Consider the following 15,670-nt stretch of genomic DNA (forward strand, 5'->3'; position numbering starts at 1 on the left):
CATTGCCGGATTAGCTCAGCTGGTAGAGCAGCGGTTTTGTAAACCGAAGGTCGCGGGTTCGATTCCTGCATCCGGCACCACTATCATCCGTGCAGCTCTCCCCAGCGCTCCGGACGTCCATCTTCCGCATATATCCTGATTGCGCAGCTTCCGCGCGTTGGCATACTCTGGCTTCATTGGTTTGGCCGGGGGGCTGGATTGTTGAAGCTTTTGTGTGCCGCAGTTGTGGCGTTTTCCGGAATCACCGCTCCGGCATCCGAACAGGCGCCCCGTCCGCGCGTGGCGATCATCGATAGCGGCGTCGCCAAGACCACCGAACTCGCCCCGCTGGTGGTTGCCGAGTATGACATGGCGTCCGTTCCTGCACGGGAGGCATTCCAACCGCGCTACGATCACGGCACCATGGTCGCGACGATCCTCGCGCGGGCCGCAGCGCGCCACGTCGAGATCGTGTCCCTGCGCATCGATGATCCCGCCGGCTGCCCCGCCGGTGCCAATCCCCCCTGCCAGCCATCAGGTGAACCGGTGGCGCGGGCGATACGCCATGCGGCGGACCTTGGGGTCGACGCCATCAACATCTCGCTGGCGCTCGGCAACGATCCCTCGATCACCGCGGCGGTGCGCTATGCTGGCGGCAAGGGCATTCCCGTAATCCTTGCGGCCGGCAACCAGGGCCTCGAACGCCCGGCGAACCTTGCCATGGCGCGCGCGGCCTATCCCAGCGCGGTACTGGTCGGCGCCATCGATGGCGACGGATCGCCATGGAGCGGCACCAACCGTCCCGAGCCTAGCCCGGTCGGCTACAACTATGTCTGGCACTTTGGCGTGAACGTTCCGACCAGCGCCGCGGACGGACGCGCGGTGACCGCCACGGGCACCTCCTTCGCCGCGCCGATCGAAACGGCACGCCTGCTCAGCGCCCGCCCGGCACTGCAATAAGGGTCAGAGGATCGGCTTGCCGCCGGTCACCGCAACGGTAGCACCCGAGACATAGCTGGCCTCGTCGCTGGCCAGCATCACGTAGACGGGCGCGAGTTCGCGCGGCTGGCCCGGGCGCTTCATCGGCACCTGCTCGCCAAAGTTCTTCACCTTTTCCGGCGGCATGGTGGACGGGATCAGCGGGGTCCAGATCGGGCCGGGCGCCACGCAGTTCACGCGAATGCCCTTTTCGGCGAGCAGCTGGGCCAGCCCGCCCGTGAAGTTCTGGATCGCGCCCTTAGTCGTCGCACAGGCGAGCAGCTGTGGACTCGGCGTATCCGCGTTGACCGACGTCGTGTTGATGATCGCGGAGCCCTCGCCCATGTGCGGGGTGGCGGCCTTGGTCAGGTAGAACATCGCATGGATGTTGGTGCGGAAGGTGGTTTCCCATTCCTCGTCCGAAATCTCGGAAACGTCGTCGAACGTCTGCTGATGGGCGGCGTTGTTGACGAGGATGTCCACACGCCCGAATTCCTCGAACGCCTTAGCGATGATGGCGCGGCAATGCGCAGCGTCCTGAATGTCGCCCGGCACCAGGACCGCCTTGCGGCCCGCTTCCTCGATCCAGCGCGCAGTGTCCTGCGCGTCCTCGTCCTCGTTCAGGTACGAGATCAGCACATCGGCGCCCTCGCGCGCATAGGCGATCGCCACCGCGCGGCCGATCCCGCTGTCACCGCCCGTGATGACCGCCTTCTTGCCTGCCAACCGACCCGAGCCGCGATAGCTGTCCTCGCCATGATCCGGCTTCGGATCCATCGCCGCGGTGGTGCCGGGGATCGGCTGCCGCTGGTCAGGGAAAGGTGGCTTGGGAAAGTCGGTCATGAAGGCTCCTTCAGTCGTTGGAAGAAGCTTTCGGCGCGCCCGGCGTTCCCTGGCTCTCATCTTCGGGACTGTAGAAGCGATCGAGGTAATGGCCGGCGAGCAGATAATGCGCGCGCACGGCGGCAGGATGCGCCGCGCTCTGCGCCAGCTTCAGCTCGGCCTCGGCCCGGTCGTAGAAGTAACTGTCCTTTTCCGATTCCATGGAAGGTCCCCGTTCGATTGCTCCCGATGTACCACCAAAGGGGGGCTGTCCTTCAACTATGTTGATGCGGTTCGTTTCCAACCTGAATACCGCGCGCCTCGCCGCAAAAGCGCTGAACAGTCGCGCCGAGGCTTAGCAGGGTTCGGCTTGTGCCCGGGAGCACGCGCATCATTATCTCGCGCGTCGCATGAAGGTGCGGAACCATCGGGCGCCTGCTTCGATCTTCACGCGCAATCCTTGCCGTCGGTGACAAGCGGTTGACGCTGGCCTAGAGATCAACCTGTGCGATCGTTCCGATCCATCTTCCGCAGCCACAGGTGGCTGGCCGCGCTGGTGCTGCTGGCGGCCTTGCTGTTGCGGATCGCGGTGCCCGCCGGATTCATGCCGATGGTGGGCGCACAGGGTCTGCGGCTGGTGCCCTGCTCGGGCTATGGCACGATGCCACTCGCACCCGCCTCGGACCCGCACACCATATCAGGCGATCACCATTCCGAAGCGCATGCCGGTCATGGCGAGCCGGCTCCGCACGCGCCAGCAAAGCACGCCGAACAGGGCGACGCACAGGCACAAAGCGGCTGCGCGTTCGCTGAACTGGCGGTGCCGCTCATGCCCAACGCCGACCCCATCCAGCTGCTGGCGGCGATATTCTTCATCATCGCGGCAGCCCTGTTCTTCCGGGCGCATCTGCCGCGTCACACCGCGCCGCGCCTGCGTCCGCCGCTACGCGGGCCACCCCTCCCCGCCTGACCCTGCGCCTGCGGGCGCAGCCTTGGCCCTGCCTGGCGGTCGCGCGCTCGCGTGCCGGCCAGGGCTTGGCCGCTTCAAGGATCAGGAACGCCGCACTGCGGAGCGCGCAGCGGCGTGAAAGGGAATGTATGTTCAAGACCTATGCGGCCGCGCTGCTTGCGTCCGCCATCGCCACGCCATGTTGGGCGCAATCCGCCGAGGACAGGCCGGCCACCATCGTCGTCACCGGCCAGCGCGACCCGCTTCAGCTCGACACCACGACGGAGGCGGGCAGCCGCCTAGGCCTCACCGCGCGCGAAACGCCCGCCAGCGTCGAGACACTGACTCAGGCCGAGCTGCAACTTCGCGGCCTGCGCACCGCGCGCGAAACCTTCAACGACGTGGTCGGTGCGGTCGCGGGCAACGTGCCGGGCAACCCGGCGGTCGTGTCGCTGCGGGGCTTTGCCGGCAACACCGTGTCGATTTTGCAGGACGGCGTGCGCGTATCGGCATCGACCGTGGTCCAGCGCGACACCAACAACTGGCACTATGACCGCGTCGAGGTGCTCAAGGGCCCTGCCTCGGTGCTGTACGGAGAAGGCGCGCTCGCCGGCGTAATCAACAAGGTGACTCGCAAGCCCGTCCTGGGCGAGCGGCACATGGACGGCTTCCTGTCCGCAGGAAGCTTCGACACCGTCTTCGCGGCAGCCGGCGTAAACCTGCCGGTCTCCTCCACCGTCGCGGTCCGCGCCGACGCAAGCTACCAGCGTTCGGACAGCCTGTATGATGTGGAGAACAATGACACCTTCTCCGCCGGCCTGACCGCCAGCCTCCTCTTCCGCCCCAGCGACGACCTCTCGCTGCTCGTCGCGCTGGACCATTTCGAAGATCGCTACGACGCCACCTATCAGGGGCTTCCTCTGATCCCGCAGCAATATGCCCGCGACGCCAGCAATGCGGTGACGAGCGCCACCGGTTTGGTCGCCGACAAGGCGCTTCGCCGGCGGAACTACAACCCACAGGGTGGCTTCTCCAGCGCCGACGAAACGACGCTGCGGGCGCGGCTGGACTGGCGGATCGGCAGCGGCTGGACCGCGGCACTCGACCTGACCGGCTACACGGCCGACCGCGCCTTCGTGCTGACCGACTCGCAAAGCTTCGTGGCGCCGAACGCTGCTTTCCCCAGCGGCAGCTTTCGCCAGATCTTCCAGGACTTTCGCCACGATCACCAGTTCTGGAACGCCCGCGCCGTGCTCGGCAACGACAGCCGGATCGCCGGCCTGCGCAACCGCTTCAGCCTGGGCGCCGAATACAACCACACCGACTTCGAAACGCTGCGCCAGCAAACCGGCACCGACATACTGGCGCCGGCCGACGCCTTCGCTCCCCGGCCGTTTGCACTGCCGAGCGGCCCGCGGATCTTCAACAGCCTGGACGTGACGTTCAATTCGCGGCTGAACCAGCTGTCGGTCTTCGCCGAGGATGCGCTGAACGTTACCGAGAACTGGCTGCTGGTCGGTGGCGTTCGCTGGGACCATATCGAACTCGATCGTGCGACGCGCAGCAACGCCAGCGGCGCAGTGGATCGTAATCGGCCCAGCTATGATCCGATCTCGTGGCGGCTCGGCACCACCTATGACCTGACGCCAGGCCTCGCGCTCTATGCGCAATACACCACTGCGGTCTCGCCCGTGTCTTCGATCCTGCTCGCCTCGATCGCCAATACCCGCTTCAAGCTTACCTCAGGACGCGCCTATGAGGCTGGCTTCAAGGCGAGCGACGGCAGCGGCCGGCTGAGCCTTACCGGCGCCGCCTATCGGATTGAACAGCGCGACATCCTCACCCGCGATCCCGCCAATCCCGCGCTCGCGGTACAAGGCGGTCGCCAGTCGTCGCAGGGGGTCGAGCTTTCGGCGGTGGTCGTGCCGGTGAAGGCACTCAGGCTGTCGGGCGGGATCTCCTATACCGATGCCAATTATGACGAGCTGGGCGAGACCATCGGCGGCGTTCGTGTCGACCGTGCCGGCAACCGGCCGATCAACGTGCCCTCGACAACGCTCAACGCGTCGGCGCTTTACACAATCGGCGGCCGCGTGACGCTGGGCGGTTTTCTCCGCCACGCCAGCGACTTCTACACCGACACTGCGAACACCATTCAGGTCGCCGGCCACACCGTGCTGGACGCCAGCGTCGCATGGCGCATCGCCCAGCAGGCGACGATCACCGTGCGCGGGCGCAATCTTACCAATGCGTTTTACGGCGAGTATTCAGGGTACCCTTCGACCAACGTCTATATCGGCGCACCGCGATCATTCGAGATCGCATTGTCGACGCGTCTCTGATGGGCGACACAGCAAAGCTCGGGACCCGATCACTGGCATCCCTCCAGGAATGCCCGCCGGCCCGGCGGCGCGACGACGCGGGTTCGCCGGTTCGAACCTGGATGCGGCGGCTGCACCTCTGGCTCGGCCTCGGCTTGGGGGGGCTGTTCGCCGTGATCAGCCTGTCCGGCTCGGCGTTGGTCTTCTATGTCGAGATCGACAGGGCGCTGCACCCGCAGGTGCACCCGGCCACCCCGTCGCCGCCCCTCGCTTCAGCGGATCCCGATATGTGGGACCGCGCGCTGGCGACCGGCCGTGCGCGATGGCACGACCCCACCGGCAAGTGGTCGTTCGACGTGCACGGTTCTCAGGGCTCGATTCCCGCGCGCTACTATCCGTCGCCGCACCAGGGGCACCACGCCGCACGCGAAATGGTGTGGTTCTCAGCGGACGGTACGCAGGTGTTACGCGCGGAGCCCTGGGGCGGCTATCTGATGACGTGGCTGTACGACCTGCACATGCACCTGCTCGCCGGAGACCTGGGCCTTCAGGTCGTCGGCTGGAGCGGCGTCGCAGTACTGGTTCTGCTGATCAGCGGCGTGGCGGCATGGTGGCCGCGCGGCAGCTGGCGCAAGGCACTGGCCTTCAAGCGGGGCGCCGTCCCGCTGCGCCGCTTGCGGGACATTCACAAGCTATCGGGGCTGTGGAGTGCCGCACTGCTGTTCGTGCTGGCGGGGACCGGCGTGTTGCTGGCCCTGCCAGAGGTCAAGACACAGCTTCTCACTTGGACGGTCGCAACACCCGAACCGCTACCGAGCCCGACCTCGCGCGCAACTGGGCAAACCCGGATCACCATCCGCCAAGCCGTGGACGCAGCGCACCGCGCGCTTCCCGAAGGGCGCCTCGCCTTTATCGACGTGCCGGCCGCCGGAACCGACCCGTTCAGGTTGCGCATCCAGGTGCCAGGCGATCCGCACCCCCGCTTCCCCAGCAGCTTCGTCTTTGTTGACCAATATACCGGCCAAGTCCTGGCAATGCAGGACGCCCGGCGCGGCAACGGCGCGATGACCGTGTCCAAATGGGTACGCGTGCTTCACGACGGATCGGTCGGCGGCATGGCCACCCGCATCCTTGCCGTGATACTTGGCTTGGTACCCGCGCTGCTGTTCGTCACCGGCATCCTGCACTGGCAGCGCCGCATGCGCGCCCGCCGCGCACCGGCCAGGAGCAAAGCTTCAGAAAACGAACCAACCGCGGTCGGCGCCATCTGATGGCCGACTCAACCGGAAATGGTGCCCCTGGCCGGGAAGTACAAATCCACCTTTTCTGCGGGTTTGCGGTGTCTAACCTGCTCGAAAGCCCCCCACGGGTTCCTGCGGCGCTCAGCCTATAATGTCTAACCCCTCCCCTGCCTCCGCACGTCCGCTTCCGCCCAGTAGCGGACATCTAAGCTGGCGATCTTGGCGCCGGATAACGGTCCTACGTTAAGCGCGATCTTTCCCGTTTCTCCGTCTCCGTCTGGCCATTTCGGGGAGAGCAATCGGGAACAGTTTTGGGAAAGGGGGTTGCTCCAGACGGTTCTCGGCACGATCGCTTGGGGCGACTGTCCCGCTGTGGGTTCTCAATCGGGAAGCAGCCCACGAGCTATCTGTCAGTGGCGCTTCGCTGCTCCGCAGACGTCTCGGCGCGATGCCCGTAACTGAGGACGCTGGTGATCCGCCAGGCGCCATCCTGCTTCGCCCAGACCATCACGAATTTGGCGATCCCTTCGCATCGCCCCGTCGCCAGTTCGCAGAAGCGGTGTTCGCCTTCCTCAATGGCACCATAGTCTTTGATCGGATAAACTCGGAACGTTGCCGGGATCAGTTCGCGCTTCACCTTCCCGCAAATGTATTTGCGAACGCCGTCGACCATCGCCTCACGCTCGAACGTCGCACCGCCGGTGTCGTGGTAGAAGGCGACCTTCGGATCAAAATAGCCGGAGAAGGTCGGCAGGTCGCAGCGGTTGTAGGCGTCGAACACCTTCGCATCGAGCGCGCCGATCTCCGTCGTCAACGGATCGGCCGGGGGCGGCACGGACGTCGCGAGCAAAGCTGCGGCAACTGCGATGGCGGTCATCATGCTCATAGTCCTGTCAGTTCATCTGGCCGCGGAGGAAGGCGATCAGCTTCGGATCGCTCCCCGTCCGTTCGAGGATGGGCAGGATGACCCGCCACCCGTTGTCGCTGTTGGTCAGGATGACGATGCCGTCGCCGCTCGCGCGATCAATCGCGGCGAAGGTGAAAGCCCCTGCATCCTTGCCGGTGTGGAGCATCGTTGTGCCTTCGGGAAAGCCGAGGAGTTGCCAGCCCAGTCCGAAGCCAGTCCAGGGCGGACAGGTCGCCGCTTTCGATCCGGCACATATATCGGGCGTCAGGTCGGCCTGCGATTTGCTGCGCTCCGCCGCTAAAGACGCCACCAGGCCCCGGTCGTTGCGGGCATCAATGAGGAAGCGCGCATAATCTCGCGCTGTCGCGTGCGCCAGATCGGCTGCGTTGTATTGCGTCACCCGCTCGACCGGCAGCGGCTTGCCTGCGTCGTCGTGTGGCACGGCGATCGGCACCGTCTCGCCTTGCGCCGACACATAGCCCGAGGCGCGCATGTGGGCGGGTGCGAACAGCCAGCGCCCAGCGAGCGTCTCGAACGATTGCCCGGTGCGGTGCTCGGCGTAACGCGCCGCATATTGATACCCCTCGCCCGAATAGCCGGTGTTCGTGCCGGGATCATGATCGAACACCAGCCCCTTCGCATCGCGCCAGTTCGGCAACCCAGTGCGATGGCTTAGCGCCATGCGAACTGTCAGCTTCATCCGCCGGGGATCGCGCGATAGGTCGGGGTCGCTCCAGTAGGGATCCATCGGTTCATCAAGGGACAGCTTGCCGGCCGCCGCCAGTCGCAGAATGACCTCCGCCGTCAGCGGCTTCGTCAGCGAAGCGAGATTGTAGGGCGTGGAGACGGTCGCCGCGCGGTTCGGCCCCGCCATGCCCCAGGCCTCAGTCGAGACGATCTGTCCGTCGCGGATCACGGCGACCGACGCGCTTTCCACGCGCTGTTCGCGGAGGGTCATGGTCATATCCGGCAGCGCGGTGCTCGCCTTGGCGGCTGCCATCGAGGCGCAAGCTAACAACGCGGCGATGCCGACGCGAACTCCCCATCTCAACCCGCTAGCTGTATTGCTCATATACAACGGTTAGCGGCATCGAAGTTTGTCCGCAACCTGGACGCATTTGTCATCGACATGACGGACGTGAGAACCGCTATGAGACTCTCAACATAGCATCGTTTCCAGGAAAGGCAGCTTTCGCCACTCGCCCTCCCGAAAGCTGCCAAGCCGCAAACCACCCAACCTCGAACATTCAGATCTCGGCTGGCCGACAAAAGATGGAACTTCTAGGGTTAGTCAGCGATCCGAAAAAATCGGCAGAAATCAGCCGTTTTCCACGAGATTGTTGGTGCCCCTGGCCGGACTCGAACCAGCATGCCTTGCGGCAACCGATTTTGAGTCGGTCGCGTCTACCAATTTCGCCACAGGGGCAGCGAGCGGGTGTGGCTAGACGAAGCGGGCGCCGGCTGCAAGCCGGCTCTCGCATGTCCGTCAGTTGGTCGGCGCCCGCCTGCGATAGCTGAGGGCCTCGGCGACATGGATGCGCGTGACCTGCTCCGCCCCAGCCAGGTCCGCGATGGTACGGCTGGTGCGCAGCACGCGCGTATAGCCGCGCGCCGACAGCCGCATCGCCTCGGCGGCCTGCGCCAGCAGCGTGCGGCCGGCTTCGTCAGGCGCCGCCACTGCCATCAGCGCGTCGCCATCCGCTTCGGCATTGGTCCGCGCCGGAGTTCCGGCATAGCGCGCGCTTTGCACCGCCCGCGCCGCGGCCACGCGCGCCGCTACTTCGGCTGATCCTTCGGCGGGAGGCGGCAGCACCAGGTCGGCGGCGGTGACCGGCTGCACCTCGACATGCAGGTCGATGCGGTCGAGCAGCGGCCCGGACACCTTGGCCTGATAATCCGCCGCGCATTTGGGCGCCCGCGCACACGCCAGCGCCGGGTCGCCAAGATGCCCGCACCGGCACGGATTCATCGCCGCCATCAGCTGTACGCGCGCAGGAAACGTAACATGTGCGTTGGCCCGCGCCACACTAACCACGCCGCTCTCCAGCGGCTGCCGCAGCGAGTCGAGCACGGCGCGCTGGAACTCGGGCAACTCGTCCAGGAACAGCACGCCCAAATGTGCCAGACTCACTTCGCCGGGCTTCACCTTCAGCCCCCCGCCGGTCAGCGCCGCCATGGAGGCGGAATGATGGGGCGAGCGGAACGGCCGCGTTCGCGTCAGCCGCCCCCCCCTGAAGCGTCCCCGCTACCGAGGCGACCATCGACACCTCCAGCGCCTCGGCAGCGTCGAGCGGCGGCAATATGCCCGGCAGGCAGGAGGCGAGCAGCGACTTCCCCGCCCCTGGCGGACCGCACATCAACATGTTGTGCCCACCAGCCGCAGCGATCTCCAGCGCGCGCTTGGCGGTCTCCTGTCCCTTTACCTGCCGCAGGTCCGGCCCGCGCCCTGGCGGCTCCGCCTCGCCCGCCACTGGCATCGCCAGCAGCTGCTGGCCCTTGAAGTGATTGAGCAGCCCGATCAGGTCAGGCGCCGCGATCACCTCGATCTGCCCGGCCCAGGCCGCCTCCGGCCCCTGCGCGGCAGGGCACACCAGCCCCTTGCCGATCTCCGACGCATGCAGCGCCGCCAGCAAAACGCCCGCGCTCGGCGCGATGCGCCCATCCAGCGCCAGCTCGCCCACCACGACATAGCCGGCCAGCGTCTCGGCATCGACCACCCCCATCGCGCCCAGTAACGCCAGCGCAATCGGCAAGTCGAAATGCGATCCTTCCTTGGGCAGGTCGGCCGGCGACAGGTTCAGCACGATGTGCTTGGGTGGCAGCGCCAGCCCGATTGCCGCCATCGCCGCGCGCACCCGCTCCCGGCTCTCCGCGACGGCCTTGTCGGGCAGGCCCACCACCACGAACTTGGGCAACCCGGCGACAAGGTTGCATTGCACCTCCACCGCCCGAGCTTCCAACCCCAGATACGCCACCGTCGAAACGCTCGCGACCAAGCCCGCCTCCCCCAAGAACACAGGGGAGCTTAGCGGCTTTTCTTCAATGTGAAATGGCAACGTCCAGACCCTCAGTCCCACGTGCGTATTGCAAAGCAGGGACACGCCCCCACATCCGCTTTCATGTCCCGGATGCTCGCCCGCAGCCAGCGCGTGACGGCGAGAACGACGCCGGCGAGGCTCCTCCACCATGCAGGACGGGCGTTGACTCGAGCGCCTGCCGCCCGTATGGGCTCCCGACACGCGGCCGCCCCAGTGGTGGCCCTTTTACGTTCTAGATACTCGAGGATGAGCGATGAAGCGGACTTTTCAGCCGAGCAACCTGGTGCGTGCGCGCCGGCACGGCTTCCGCAGCCGCATGGCAACCGTCGGCGGCCGCAACGTGATCCGCGCCCGCCGCGCGCGCGGCCGCAAGAAGCTGTCGGCGTAACTGCCGTAGCCGTTTCTCGGCTAACGCAGCGCAAGGACTATCTCGCCGCGAATGCGGGCAAACGGGCGCCCATGCCCGGCTTTGTCCTGCTCGTGCGCGAACGGAACGATGCCGATCCGGCCATCCGGGTCGGCATTACCGTATCCAAGAAAGTCGGCAACGCGGTGATCCGCAACCGCATGAAGCGCCGCTTTCGCGCGCTGGTGCGCGAAGTGCTGCCGACCGCTGGGATTGCTGGTGCCGATCATGTCCTGATCGGCCGCAACAGCGGCATCGAGCGCGATTACGACGCGCTCAAGGCTGAACTTGCCAAGGCGCTCGCCAAGGTGAAGCGGTGAGCGACACCGGCAGGACAGGCGTGATCGCCCGCCTTCTTATTCTTCTCGCCCGCGCCTGGCAGGTCGGGCCTTCCGCCATTTTGCCGCCCAGCTGCCGCTACGCGCCCAGTTGTTCGGCCTATGCAATCGAGGCGGTTCGCCGCTATGGCGCTGCCAAGGGCAGCTGGCTTGCGCTTCGGCGCATCGGCCGCTGCCATCCATGGGGCGGGCACGGCTATGACCCCGTGCCATGACGGGTTTTCCGGGGACTGATCGGTGAAAGACGACCACAAGAATTTCGTGATCTTTGCATTGCTGGCGGCGGTGATCCTGTTCGGATGGCCAACGATCCAGCACTGGATCTTCCCGCAGCAAAACCCGGCCCCGACTCAGATCCAGGGCGGCGAGACCAAGGTCCTGCCTCAGCCCGGCGCCGATCCCACGGCCAATTCGCCCAAGGCGCTGCGCGACCGTCAGATCGTGCTAGCCGAAAGCCCGCGCGTGCAGATCGAAACTCCCGCGCTGCGCGGCTCGATCAACCTGAAGGGCGCGCGCCTCGACGATCTCGTGCTCACGAAATACGACGAAACTGTCGACAAGAACTCGCCGCCGATCCGCCTGCTCTCGCCGGGCGGCGCTGCGGGCGCATATTTCGCGCAGTTCGGCTGGCAGGGCGCCGGCGTCCAGGCCCCCGGCCCGGATACCATCTGGCAGGCCAGCGGTACCAAGCTGACACCCACCACCCCGGTCATGCTCACCAGCACCAGCCCGACCGGTCAGATCTTCCGTATCGAGCTGTCGGTCGACCAGAACTACATGTTCGGCATCCGCCAGACCGTGGCGAACGTCGGCAGCACGCCCGTATCGGTCACGCCCTACGCACTCCTGTCGCGCGCGAACCGCTCGCTCGACGCCGACCAGTGGGCCGCACATGTCGGGCCGGTGGCTGTCGCCGACCGCGCGGCTAACTACATCAACTGGAAGGATATCGAGAGCACGCCGGAGCAACTCGCCACCACCGGTGGCTGGGTTGGCTATTCGGACCATTACTGGCTGACCGCGCTGGTTCCCGACCAGCGGGTACCGGTGCAGCTCCAGCATCGCGGCACCACCGCGCAGGCCTATCAAGCCGATTACCAGCTCGCCCAGCCGCTCAGCCTCGAGCCGGGCAAGAAGGTCACCTATTCCAGCCGCTTCTTCGCCGGCGCGAAGGAAGTGAAGCTGCTCGAGGGCTACCAGGACGAGCTCGGCATCGTTCAGTTCGACCGCGCGATCGACTGGGGCTGGTTCGGCGTGATCGAACAGCCGATCTTCTATTATCTCGACTGGCTGTTCCGCCTGGTCGGTAATTTCGGCGTCGCGATCATCCTGCTGACGCTCACCATCCGCGCGCTGCTCTTCCCGATCGCACAGAAGCAGTTCGCGTCCATGGCCAGCATGCGGGCCATCCAGCCCAAGATGAAGGCGCTGCAGGAACGCTACAAGGACGATAAGCAGCGCCAGCAGCAGGAGATCATGAAGCTCTACAAGCAGGAAAAGGTGAACCCGCTTGCGGGCTGCCTGCCCATGCTGCTTCAGATCCCGATCATGTTCGCGCTGTACAAGGTGCTGCTGCTGACGATCGAAATGCGTCACCAGCCCTTCGTCGCCTGGATCCGCGACTTGTCGGCGCCCGATCCGTTGACGCCGCTCAACCTGTTCGGTCTGCTCGACTTCTCGCCACCCACCTTCCTGGCGATCGGCGTGATCCCGATCCTGCTCGGCGTGTCGATGTACTTCCAGATGAAGCTGAACCCGGCGCCGATGGATGAGATGCAGAAGCAGATCTTCTCGCTCATGCCGTGGCTGCTGATGTTCATGATGGCGCCGTTCGCGGTCGGCCTTCAGGTCTACTGGATCACCTCCAACGTGATCACCATCCTGCAGCAGCAATGGCTGTATTCGAAGCATCCCGCGCTCAAGGAGCCGGTGAAGAAAGAGGCAAAGGCCAAGTGAGCGAGGAAACCCTCGACACCTTCACCCCCGAACAGATCGAGGCCGCGCGAAAGATCTTCGCCGGCCCGGTCAGCTTCCTGAAGTCGGCGCCGGAGCTCAAGCATCTCCCCGATCCGGTGGTGCCTGAGGTCGCGGTGGCAGGCCGCTCAAATGTCGGCAAGTCGTCGCTGCTCAACGCGCTGACCAACCGCAACGGCCTGGCGCGCACGTCGAACACCCCGGGCCGTACCCAGGAACTCAACTTCTTCGATGTGGGCGAGCCGCTGCGCTTTCGCCTCGTCGACATGCCTGGCTATGGCTTTGCCAAGGCGCCCAAGGACCTGCTGCGCAAGTGGCGCTATCTGGTGAACGACTTCCTGCGCGGTCGCCAGGCGCTCAAGCGCGCCATCGTGCTGATCGATTCGCGCCACGGCATCAAGGATGTCGACCGCGAGATCCTCGACATGCTCGACACCGCGGCGGTCAGCTACCGCATCGTCCTGACCAAGACCGACAAGATCAAGGCGACCGAACTCGCCCAGGTCCGCGCGCAGACCGAAGCCGAGGCGCGCAAGCGCCCTGCCGCCCACCCCGACATCATCGCCACCTCAAGCGAAAAGGGCATGGGCCTCCCCGAACTCCGCGCCGCGGTATTCGAAGCAGTCAGCTGAGGCCCGCTTGCGCGGGCCGCAGCCGATCATGCCTCAGGCCGGGTTGTGCTTGGCCAGGAACGCCTCGAGTGCGTTCAGGAACTCCAGCCGGTCTTCGCTGCGCGTGAAGTGGTGATCGGCCAGCGGCTGTTCGATATAGATCATGTCCTTGCCTGCGCTTTTCAGCCGTTGCGCCAGCGAACGCGATTGCGCGATCGGTACGACGCGGTCCTTCTTGCCATGGACCAGCAGCATCGGGATGGAGAACTGCCCGGCATAGTTCACGGGTGAGACGCTCTTGAGATCTGGGGCCTGCATCTTCAGCCAGTCTTGCCGCGCGCCGGAGCCGAGAAAGCCGCTGTTGTGAGTCAGCATGCGATTGAGGTCCGAGACGCCGGCATAGGACACGGCGCAGCGGTACAGCGTGCCGTCGCGCTGCGCCGCGCGCATCGCCGCATAGCCGCCATAGGAGGCGCCCACCATGCAGACTCGCTTAGGGTCGGCAACGTCCTGCGTCGCGAGTGCGGAGACCGCGTCGTTCAGGTCGTCCTGCATCGCGAGGCCCCACTGCCCCTGTCCCTTTTCCGTAAACGGCGTGCCGTAGCCTGACGATCCACGATAATTGGGCTGGATCACCGCATAACCTCGGTCCGCGAGGAACTGCGTCCACCAGTCCCATTCTTCGGTATCGCGGGCAAAGGGCCCGCCATGCGGCATCACGATCAACGGCAGGTTCCGGTTCTTGCCGCGCGGCAGGGTGAGCACCGCAGCGACCTCCAGCCCGTCGCGCGCCTTGTAGCGGATCGTGCGCACCGGGTGCAGCCGGCCCATTTCGATGACGCTGTTGTTGACGCGCAGGAACTGCATCGAATCATCGGCAGCGCGGTAAAGGAAATAACCCCCGGGTGCGTCGGCGCCGCCAACCTGGATGATTGCCACTGAGCGGTCGCGGCTAAGCGAAATGATCCTCGGCTCGCCGCCTTTGATCTTTGCCGCGATGTTCTTGCGCAACGCTTCCAAATCCGGGTTGAGCCAGTGAACGCCGGGCTTGTTCTCATTCACCCGCACGCCGAGATAATCAAAGCCATCGGCGTCGCTGACCAGCCCGCCAATGTCATAGCCTTTGGTGGCGAAGAGCTGCTTGCCCCGTTCCAGTGTGGCAAGGTCCATCTCATACAGCGCGGAGTAGCCTTCGGCGTCGTCGGCGATCATCACCGCCTTGCCACGCTCCTTCAGGAACATGGCCGGCACGCTCAGCGTATCCTGATGCGTGCGCGCGCGATCGACCGTTTTGAAGCTTGCCTTCGCGTCGTCGCGATACAGCAGCCGGCGATTGCGCCCGTCCAGTGACATGCCGATACCCATGCGAACCGTGCCGCTGCCATCGGCAAACCACGACATCACTCCTTCACGGCCGGACACCACCATCCTGCGGCGACCAGTGGAAACGTCGATCTCGTCAACCTGCGGCCAGAAGCCTGCCTCGTTCGTGTAGATCGAAGTTTGCGATCCCATCAGGATCCTTGGGCTACCGTCGCTCGCTACCCAAATCACGTCATCCGCGTCCTGCGCCGCCTCACGGCTCGCCAGCCGGACGATCTTACCCGTCGTCGCATTGAGGCCGAGTGCGCGGCTTACATACCAATCCTGGCCTTCGACCGGCTGCAATTGGCCGATGCCGATTACCAGCCAGTCGTCATTTACCCAGCGCCACCAATTCAAATCCGTTTCGCCTAAGGCGACATAGCGCGGTTCGCCTCCGTTTAGCGGCAGAATGCTGAAATACTGCGTCCCTCCCACCGCCACTTTGGCAGCGATCAATTTACCGTTGGGCGACAGGTCGGGGCCTTCGAACGCGGGCACCTCGGCAAAGGCTGCGGTGCTGTACGGCCCGCTTCGTTTCTGCGGAGCTTTAGACTGTGGCTGCTGCTCCTGCGCCGGCAACATCGATGCCACCGTCCCCAACGAACCTGCCAGGAGCAGGCCCATACTCCAACGCAACATCAATTCCCCCCCCAAGTAACTTGCCCGAAGACATGGTCATGCCTTTTCCGGCCCATCGCAAGTTCGTTTTGCTCAGCCCTTGCTGCTGCCGACGGATCAGAG

Annotated in this window: 13 protein-coding genes, 2 tRNA genes and 2 pseudogenes; 10 read left to right on the forward strand and 7 right to left on the reverse strand. The window is 65.3% G+C overall.

Translation table 11 applies throughout. From position 1 onward, the window contains the following. Positions 1–4 precede the first annotated feature (4 nt). Positions 5–80, forward strand: a tRNA-Thr gene (locus LQ953_RS00295). A gap of 199 nt (positions 81–279) precedes the next feature. Continuing rightward, entirely contained in the window at positions 280–939 is a 660-nt protein-coding gene (locus LQ953_RS00300) for a S8 family peptidase (RefSeq protein ID WP_231028471.1), read from the forward strand. Between the two features lie 3 nt (positions 940–942). Here LQ953_RS00300 and LQ953_RS00305 read toward each other — a convergent pair whose 3' ends face one another. Together LQ953_RS00305 and LQ953_RS00310 are read right to left on the reverse strand one after the other, a co-directional pair. Next, on the reverse strand, positions 943–1,800 hold the full coding sequence (locus LQ953_RS00305) for an SDR family oxidoreductase (protein ID WP_231028472.1): 858 nt from the start codon (positions 1,798–1,800) through the stop codon (positions 943–945). 10 nt (positions 1,801–1,810) lie between these two features. Then, positions 1,811–2,002 carry a hypothetical protein gene (locus tag LQ953_RS00310; protein ID WP_231028473.1) on the reverse strand — a complete coding sequence of 64 codons (192 nt, stop codon included), beginning with the start codon at positions 2,000–2,002 and terminating at the stop codon, positions 1,811–1,813. A gap of 282 nt (positions 2,003–2,284) precedes the next feature. Between LQ953_RS00310 and LQ953_RS00315 the strand changes: the two genes are divergently transcribed. The 3 genes from LQ953_RS00315 (at position 2,285) to LQ953_RS00325 (ending at position 6,320) form a co-directional block, all read left to right on the forward strand. Beyond that, complete coding sequence (locus tag LQ953_RS00315) at positions 2,285–2,749, forward strand: hypothetical protein (RefSeq protein WP_231028474.1); 465 nt, start codon at positions 2,285–2,287, stop codon at positions 2,747–2,749. Positions 2,750–2,877: 128 nt separating this feature from the next. Beyond that, positions 2,878–5,070, forward strand: a complete 2,193-nt coding sequence (locus LQ953_RS00320) for a TonB-dependent receptor (protein ID WP_231028475.1) — start codon at positions 2,878–2,880, stop codon at positions 5,068–5,070. Next, positions 5,070–6,320, forward strand: a complete 1,251-nt coding sequence (locus LQ953_RS00325) for a PepSY-associated TM helix domain-containing protein (protein WP_231028476.1) — start codon at positions 5,070–5,072, stop codon at positions 6,318–6,320. The genes LQ953_RS00320 and LQ953_RS00325 overlap by 1 nt, the downstream gene beginning before the upstream one ends. Positions 6,321–6,693: 373 nt before the next feature. Here the strand turns inward: LQ953_RS00325 and LQ953_RS00330 are convergent, their stop codons facing one another. The 4 genes and pseudogenes from LQ953_RS00330 to LQ953_RS00345 form a co-directional block, all read right to left on the reverse strand. After that, positions 6,694–7,170, reverse strand: coding sequence for a nuclear transport factor 2 family protein (locus LQ953_RS00330; protein ID WP_231028477.1), 477 nt, complete (start codon positions 7,168–7,170; stop codon positions 6,694–6,696). Positions 7,171–7,183: 13 nt separating this feature from the next. After that, positions 7,184–8,197 (reverse strand): serine hydrolase domain-containing protein, encoded by a 1,014-nt coding sequence (locus LQ953_RS00335; RefSeq protein ID WP_231028478.1) that lies wholly within the window; start codon positions 8,195–8,197, stop codon positions 7,184–7,186. 341 nt (positions 8,198–8,538) lie between these two features. Next, positions 8,539–8,623, reverse strand: a tRNA-Leu gene (locus LQ953_RS00340). Between the two features lie 60 nt (positions 8,624–8,683). Then, positions 8,684–10,193 (reverse strand): annotated as a pseudogene (locus LQ953_RS00345) (YifB family Mg chelatase-like AAA ATPase). 295 nt (positions 10,194–10,488) lie between these two features. On the opposite strand from LQ953_RS00345, the gene rpmH reads away from it, so the two are divergent. The 5 genes and pseudogenes from rpmH to yihA all read left to right on the forward strand — a co-directional run bounded on the left by rpmH (position 10,489) and on the right by yihA (position 13,585). Next, positions 10,489–10,623 (forward strand): 50S ribosomal protein L34, encoded by a 135-nt coding sequence (gene rpmH, locus LQ953_RS00350; RefSeq protein ID WP_029724273.1) that lies wholly within the window; start codon positions 10,489–10,491, stop codon positions 10,621–10,623. 26 nt (positions 10,624–10,649) lie between these two features. Then, a pseudogene (gene rnpA / locus LQ953_RS00355) lies at positions 10,650–10,961 on the forward strand (ribonuclease P protein component); the annotation flags it as partial. Positions 10,962–10,981: 20 nt separating this feature from the next. Continuing rightward, positions 10,982–11,194, forward strand: a complete 213-nt coding sequence (yidD, locus tag LQ953_RS00360; protein ID WP_231029209.1) for a membrane protein insertion efficiency factor YidD — start codon at positions 10,982–10,984, stop codon at positions 11,192–11,194. Positions 11,195–11,216: 22 nt separating this feature from the next. Beyond that, on the forward strand, positions 11,217–12,935 hold the full coding sequence (yidC, locus tag LQ953_RS00365) for a membrane protein insertase YidC (RefSeq protein WP_231028480.1): 1,719 nt from the start codon (positions 11,217–11,219) through the stop codon (positions 12,933–12,935). Beyond that, the gene (yihA, locus tag LQ953_RS00370; protein WP_231028481.1) at positions 12,932–13,585 is read left to right on the forward strand and encodes a ribosome biogenesis GTP-binding protein YihA/YsxC; all 654 of its coding nucleotides are present in this window, start codon (positions 12,932–12,934) and stop codon (positions 13,583–13,585) included. The genes yidC and yihA overlap by 4 nt, the downstream gene beginning before the upstream one ends. A 33-nt stretch (positions 13,586–13,618) precedes the next feature. On the opposite strand, the gene LQ953_RS00375 is transcribed toward yihA, so the two are convergent. Beyond that, complete coding sequence (locus tag LQ953_RS00375) at positions 13,619–15,568, reverse strand: alpha/beta hydrolase family protein (RefSeq protein WP_231028482.1); 1,950 nt, start codon at positions 15,566–15,568, stop codon at positions 13,619–13,621. Positions 15,569–15,670: the final 102 nt, after the last annotated feature.

Origin of the sequence: Sphingomonas sp. IC-56 (assembly GCF_021043375.1) — a bacterium.
Taxonomy (GTDB): Bacteria; Pseudomonadota; Alphaproteobacteria; order Sphingomonadales; family Sphingomonadaceae; genus Sphingomonas.

Excerpts from the sequence above, each read along its gene's own strand:
- LQ953_RS00305 (WP_231028472.1), bottom strand. The coding sequence starts at position 1,800 with ATGACCGACTTTCCCAAGCCACCTTTCCCTGACCAGCGGCAGCCGATC.
- LQ953_RS00310 (WP_231028473.1), bottom strand. The coding sequence starts at position 2,002 with ATGGAATCGGAAAAGGACAGTTACTTCTACGACCGGGCCGAGGCCGAG.
- LQ953_RS00320 (WP_231028475.1), top strand. The coding sequence starts at position 2,878 with ATGTTCAAGACCTATGCGGCCGCGCTGCTTGCGTCCGCCATCGCCACG.
- LQ953_RS00325 (WP_231028476.1), top strand. The coding sequence starts at position 5,070 with ATGGGCGACACAGCAAAGCTCGGGACCCGATCACTGGCATCCCTCCAG.
- LQ953_RS00330 (WP_231028477.1), bottom strand. The coding sequence starts at position 7,170 with ATGATGACCGCCATCGCAGTTGCCGCAGCTTTGCTCGCGACGTCCGTG.
- LQ953_RS00335 (WP_231028478.1), bottom strand. The coding sequence starts at position 8,197 with ATGGCAGCCGCCAAGGCGAGCACCGCGCTGCCGGATATGACCATGACC.
- rpmH (WP_029724273.1), top strand. The coding sequence starts at position 10,489 with ATGAAGCGGACTTTTCAGCCGAGCAACCTGGTGCGTGCGCGCCGGCAC.
- LQ953_RS00375 (WP_231028482.1), bottom strand. The coding sequence starts at position 15,568 with ATGTTGCGTTGGAGTATGGGCCTGCTCCTGGCAGGTTCGTTGGGGACG.